Genomic DNA, 5,198 nt, shown 5'->3' with positions numbered 1-5,198 from the left:
GGCTGATGACTATTCTCGGCGCGGTTGTTGACGCGGGCGCTGGCTTTGACGAACACATGCGTGACGTTCGCCAGTTCGGGGATCTCCGCTTTCGCGGCCGGATAGCTGCGCAACTGATCGGTGACAATCCTTCGTGGCGTGTCGGCACAGGCGGCCAGCACGCGGTTGAAGAAACGCTTTGCTGCGGCCTTGTCGCGATGTTTCTGCAGCAGGATGTCGAGTTCGGCGCCGTGCTGGTCGACTGCCCGCCAGAGCAGATAAGGCTCACCGCGCAACGTAACGAAGACTTCGTCCAGATGCCATGTGCGCCCAGGCTTGCGGCGAGCAGCCTTGACGCGATGGGCGAAGCCCGCGCCGAATTTGTCGCACCAGCGGCGGATCGTCTCGTAACTGACAACGACACCGCGCTCGACAGCAGTTCTTCAATATCACGCAGGCTAAGTTGGAACCGGAAATTGAACCGCCCCGGGATTTCCGGAGGCTCCACTTCTTGAGAAAATGGAGCTATGGAAAACACCAAGAAGAAGTCCCCAAGGTACTCGCCGGAAGTTCGTGAGCGGGCTGTGCGAATGGTACTGGAACATCAAGGCGACCGCGAATCGCAATGGAAAGTGATTGCGTCGATTGCAGCGAAGTTTGGCTGCTCGGGCGAAACGCTGCGTAGCTGGGTGCGCAAGGAAGAGCGGGATCGGGGTTTGCGCCCGGGCATGAGCACGCAGGAGCAGGATCGGATCAAGGAACTGGAGCGGGAAGTGCGTGAGCTTCGGCAGGTCAATGAAATCCTGCGCAAGGCGTCAGCGTATTTCGCACAGGCGGAGCTCGACCGCCGACCGAAGTGATGATCACGTTCATCGATGATCATCGGCACGTCTACGGAGTCGAGCCGATCTGCAGGGTGCTGCCGATCGCACCGTCGACGTACTACAAGCACGTGGTGGGCGGCGACAATTAGCTTGGCCGGCGTGTTGCCTCACGGGATGATGTTACTCCCGGGTAATTGTCACTCTCTGGTTTTTTTGCGATGACGGCTGGCGCTGCGTAGCGGCGCCAGCCGTCATCGCGTCGGCATCGCCGAGTATCCGCGTCACCAGTTCTCTGGCACGGTTGGATCGCCATGCCTTCACGCGGCGCTGCAAGGTGCGCAACTGCGCGCCGGAATACATGGTGGGAGCCATCGAAGTGAGACGCTCATGGAGCTTTTGCGCGGTAATGCCGGGCTCCGCTTCGAGCCACTGCTGTATCTTCGGCCAGGTATGCTCGAACGGATCTTCCCGGGTACGCCAGTCATGTGGGACGCGCGCTTTTCGATGATGCGTCGGCCGGACCTCTCCGGCCTGCCACGCCGTTCCAAGGCTCGCCAGGAAATCCGCGAGTGGAACTTGACCGGATGGCTTTGTCTCCGTCGGCGCCGCTCCGGAAGCACTGCATTCGGCGACACGCTGCTGGGCGTCGCGCATTCGACGTAAGAGATCCAGTGGGTCGAGCGCTCTGAACTGGGCACGCAGTCTGCATCCGACACCGAAGCAGAACGCAGCACGCGCTCAAGCGGCGTCAAGGGCGTCTCATAGCGCTTTGTCACCTTCGCGCCGTGACGGGTCTTCGATTTCAGCTTGAATGACGGCTGGAAGAAGTTGATGTACAGCCGCGACACCTCGTACAGGGAAGCAAGGGTTGCCGTGGCTTCGAGTCCGCGTAACCTGCCATAGCCAACGAGGCGACGCACAATGGCGCCATTCTTTTGCTCGACCCACGCCTGATCGTTTTTCTTGTAGGCACGTGAGCGCGTCAGTTCGATACCCGCTGCCTTGCAGAAGTCAAGCATGGCCGCGTTCATGAAGGCAGTATCGTTATCGCAATCCAGACCACGCAGCGGAAACGGCAAGGCACGGCTCACACGCTCGATGTGCTCGAGAACGAACGCCCCGCTGCGATACGGCATGGTCAGGCATTCGGTCCAGCCGGTCGCGATATCTGTCATCACGAAGCTGTGCACGAAGTCGCCGTCGACCTTGGTACCACCACAATGCTCAACGAAATCGACCTCGAGATAGCCGGGCAACGGATCGTTCCAGTCAGAGAACGTGCGGATCGGCACCGCACGGCGAATCGCATTGCCGATTCCTCCGGCGCGCCGGCGCTGGCCGGAGAAGGCCTGTTCGCGCACGTCGCGCAGCAGCCGGTCAATGGTAGCGGCGCTGATCTGCTTAAGCCGTTGGCGCACGTCCTTCGATAGCGACAGGTGACCATGCCGTGTCATCGAGTCGATCAGCGTCGGGATCAGCGCCTTCAGCCGCTTGCCGCAGATCCTGTCGGCAGCCTCCCACAGCGTGATCAGCGCCGCACGCACTTCGTCGTCATAGCGTCGCTGCGGACCTGGCTTCGCCCTTTGCGGCTGCGGAACCCGGCACAGCACCCGGATCGCATGCTTACGGTGATAGCCCGTCAATTCAATGAATTCGTCCAGGATCTGGCGTTTCTCCGTCCGGTCAGAACGCCGATACCGCTCGCCAACCGCCTCAGTCAATTCCCGTCGTGTTGTCATGCTGAGCCGCCTCGTCATAAGTCGTCCCCGCCAGCATTCTGACGGGTAACAAATTACATGAGGCAACAGGTACCGCTTGGTAACAAAAATCCTGAGTCAATGCGCCGGCCAAAATAGTTGTCGCTGACCGGCCGCGCTGCTTGACGCTCTCTAACGTGGGCCGCCGCGCCGATCCTGGCCTGGCGCCGCCGCGGGCCCGGCGCGACAGGATGCTCAAGGATGAGATCCGGCGCGTATGGGAAGAAAACTTCCAGGTCTATGGTGTGGACAAGGTCTGGACGCAATTGAAGCGGGAAGGCATTGTCGTGGCGCGCTGCACGGTCGAGCGGCTGATGAAGCAGATGGGCCTACGCGGTGTGGTGCGGGGCAAGACGGTACGCACGACAGTGAGCGACGGTTCGCCGTGCCCGAAGGAGAGGGTTGGCCGCAATTCGTCAATTTTTCGCCAAAACGATGCTAAGTCGATGAGCCAGAAAGAGAAATTTGACCGATCGGCAACGGCTTGAACATCACAGGCCCGACTGGAGAAATTGATTGTCGCTTCAGTCAGGGGGCAACCCGGGCCAGGCGTTACCGACCGGATGCGGATAGAGGATACCGAGCGCGTGACGTTCCACAAAAATGAGGTCAATCCACCGGACGGTGGTTTCGCGGCGGGTCGTCATTCGCGCAATCAGTCTGGCGAGGGTTTCGCCCGGGGAGGTCGAGGTGTGCAGGGTGACTGGTTTGCGCTCACGCCAGCGCGAGAGCGCGGCCTCGACGTGGGCGATGGTGAGCCGGTGGCCGGCTTGTGCGGGGAACGGAAAATCGGCTGGGGTCATGGAATTTGCAGAGAAACTGGACATCATCGGCCCTGCGTACCGGTCCTGGCGCGCGGACGGGCCGCTGCGGCCGGCGAGACATCCGGAATCGGTTCAAACAGCGCATCGAGGTCGTCGGCTGAAAACTTGACCGCGCCGGCGCCATCTTCGGACAGAATGCTATCGGCCAGCACGGCCTTCTTCTCCTGCAGCGCGACGATCTTTTCCTCGATGCTGCCGGCGGCGATCAGCTTGTAGACGAACACCGGCTTGTCCTGGCCGAGACGATGCGCACGATCCGTCGCCTGGTTTTCCGCGGCGGGGTTCCACCACGGATCGTAGTGAATCACGGTGTCGGCTGCCGTCAGGTTCAGACCAACACCGCCGGCCTTCAGGCTGATCAGGAAGAGCGGCACTTCCCCTTGCTGGAAGCGCTGCACGGGCGTCATGCGATCGGTGGTGTCGCCGGTGAGGATGACGTATGGGATGGCGGCCTTCTCGAGCGCCGCCGAGATCAGCGCCAGCATCCCGGTGAACTGCGAGAACAGCAGCACGCGGCGCCCTTCGTCGATCAGTTCCGGGAGCATTTCGAGGAGCAGGTCAAGCTTGGCTGACTCCCTGACCTGTGCCGCTTTCTCCAGCTTGACGAGGCGCGGATCGCAGCAGACCTGACGCAGCTTGAGCAACGCCTCGAGCACGATAATGTGACTGCGGGCGAGTCCCTGTGCGGCAACGGCGGTCCGGACCTTTTCCTGCATCGCGGCGCGTACCGTTTCATACAGATCGCGCTGCGCACCTTCAATGTCCACGGTGCGCACGATGACTGTCTTCGGCGGCAGTTCGGTCGCAACCTCATCCTTGCGCCGGCGCAGCATGAACGGGCGGATTCGGCGTGCGAGCAGCTCGCGCCGCACGGTGTCGCCGCCTTTCTCGATCGGCGTGCGCCAGCGCTTCGTAAAATCTTTCTGGCTGCCAAGGAACCCGGGCAGCAGGAAATCGAACTGGGACCACAGCTCGCCCAGGTGATTTTCGAGTGGCGTACCGGTCAGACACAGGCGGTGCTGCGCGCGCAGTTCGCGGATGGTAGCTGCCGCTTTGGTCGTGGCGTTCTTGACGTACTGGGCCTCGTCGAGGATCAGCAGGTGATAGTCATGCCGCGCGAGGATGGCCTGATCGCGCCACAGCAGCGCGTAGGTCGTCAGGATGAGATCGTGTTCGCCGATCTGGTCGAAACGATCGCGGCGCTCGGGCCCGTTCAGATCGAGGACTTTCAGGCCGGGCGCGAAACGTCCCGCTTCCTCGCGCCAGTTGTGGACCAGCGTGGTCGGCACGACGATCAGCGCGGGCTGCTCGAGACGACCTGCCTCCTTTTCGGCGAGCACATGGGCCAGTGTCTGCACGGTCTTGCCGAGTCCCATGTCGTCGGCCAACACGCCCGACAGGTTGTGCTCGCGCAGGAACTGCATCCAGCTTAAGCCCTGATGCTGGTACGCGCGTAATTCAGCCTGCAATCCGCGCGGCACGGGTACCTCGGCCAGACCTGGTCCGGCCTGCAGGCGCTGCGCGAGCTGGCGAATTGACGCATCGCCGTGGAACTGCCAGCGGCCCGTATCGTTCAGTGCTTCGAGGCGGCCGGCATCCAGTTCGGAAATCCGCAGGGAACCTTCTCCAACAGACTCGAACAGATCGACCAGTATCCGCACGACCGGTTTGAGCCGGTCGGCGCGCAGGCGCAGCCGTTCGCTCCGATTGGTTCTCAGCTCGATCATTTCGTCATCGGCAATCGTATCGAGTTCGCCCGACAGCCAGCGCCGGTCGCGCCGGAACAGTTCCGCCAGCAGCGGCTCGAGGCGCTC

The 5,198-nt window shown here is 62.0% G+C and carries 3 protein-coding genes, 3 pseudogenes and 1 other annotated feature; of the genes and pseudogenes, 2 read left to right on the top strand and 4 right to left on the bottom strand.

Annotated features, from left to right (window positions below; translation table 11 throughout):
• Positions 1-463, bottom strand: a pseudogene (locus tag GCT19_RS40765) (IS6 family transposase); the annotation flags it as partial.
• Positions 464-506: 43 nt separating this feature from the next.
• Between GCT19_RS40765 and GCT19_RS40760 the strand changes: the two are divergent.
• Positions 507-931, top strand: a pseudogene (locus GCT19_RS40760) (transposase); the annotation flags it as partial.
• Positions 797-913 (top strand) — a sequence feature (AL1L pseudoknot). It overlaps the preceding pseudogene by 117 nt.
• 189 nt (positions 932-1,120) lie before the next feature.
• On the opposite strand, the gene GCT19_RS40755 reads toward GCT19_RS40760, so the two are convergent.
• Positions 1,121-2,560: an integrase catalytic domain-containing protein gene (locus GCT19_RS40755; RefSeq protein WP_227749487.1), complete on the bottom strand. Its 1,440-nt coding sequence runs from the start codon at positions 2,558-2,560 to the stop codon at positions 1,121-1,123.
• Positions 2,561-2,703: 143 nt separating this feature from the next.
• Between GCT19_RS40755 and GCT19_RS40750 the strand changes: the two are divergent.
• A pseudogene (locus GCT19_RS40750) lies at positions 2,704-2,973 on the top strand (IS3 family transposase); the annotation flags it as partial.
• A gap of 111 nt (positions 2,974-3,084) precedes the next feature.
• On the opposite strand, the gene GCT19_RS40745 reads toward GCT19_RS40750, so the two are convergent.
• Positions 3,085-3,363 carry a hypothetical protein gene (locus GCT19_RS40745; protein WP_129964173.1) on the bottom strand — a complete coding sequence of 93 codons (279 nt, stop codon included), beginning with the start codon at positions 3,361-3,363 and terminating at the stop codon, positions 3,085-3,087.
• 23 nt (positions 3,364-3,386) lie between these two features.
• On the bottom strand, positions 3,387-5,198 hold a 1,812-nt coding region (locus tag GCT19_RS40740), incomplete at its 5' end, for a DEAD/DEAH box helicase (protein WP_193727526.1).

Origin of the sequence: Paraburkholderia atlantica (assembly GCF_009362785.1) — a bacterium.
Taxonomy (GTDB): domain Bacteria; phylum Pseudomonadota; class Gammaproteobacteria; order Burkholderiales; family Burkholderiaceae; genus Paraburkholderia; species Paraburkholderia atlantica.
The sequence above is the reverse complement of the archived record's forward strand: the minus strand, read 5'-3'. Positions and strand labels throughout refer to the sequence as shown.

Bases quoted from the DNA above. Each gene is read 5' to 3' on its own strand.
- GCT19_RS40745 (WP_129964173.1), bottom strand. From the start codon at position 3,363: ATGACCCCAGCCGATTTTCCGTTCCCCGCACAAGCCGGCCACCGGCTC.
- GCT19_RS40755 (WP_227749487.1), bottom strand. From the start codon at position 2,560: ATGACGAGGCGGCTCAGCATGACAACACGACGGGAATTGACTGAGGCG.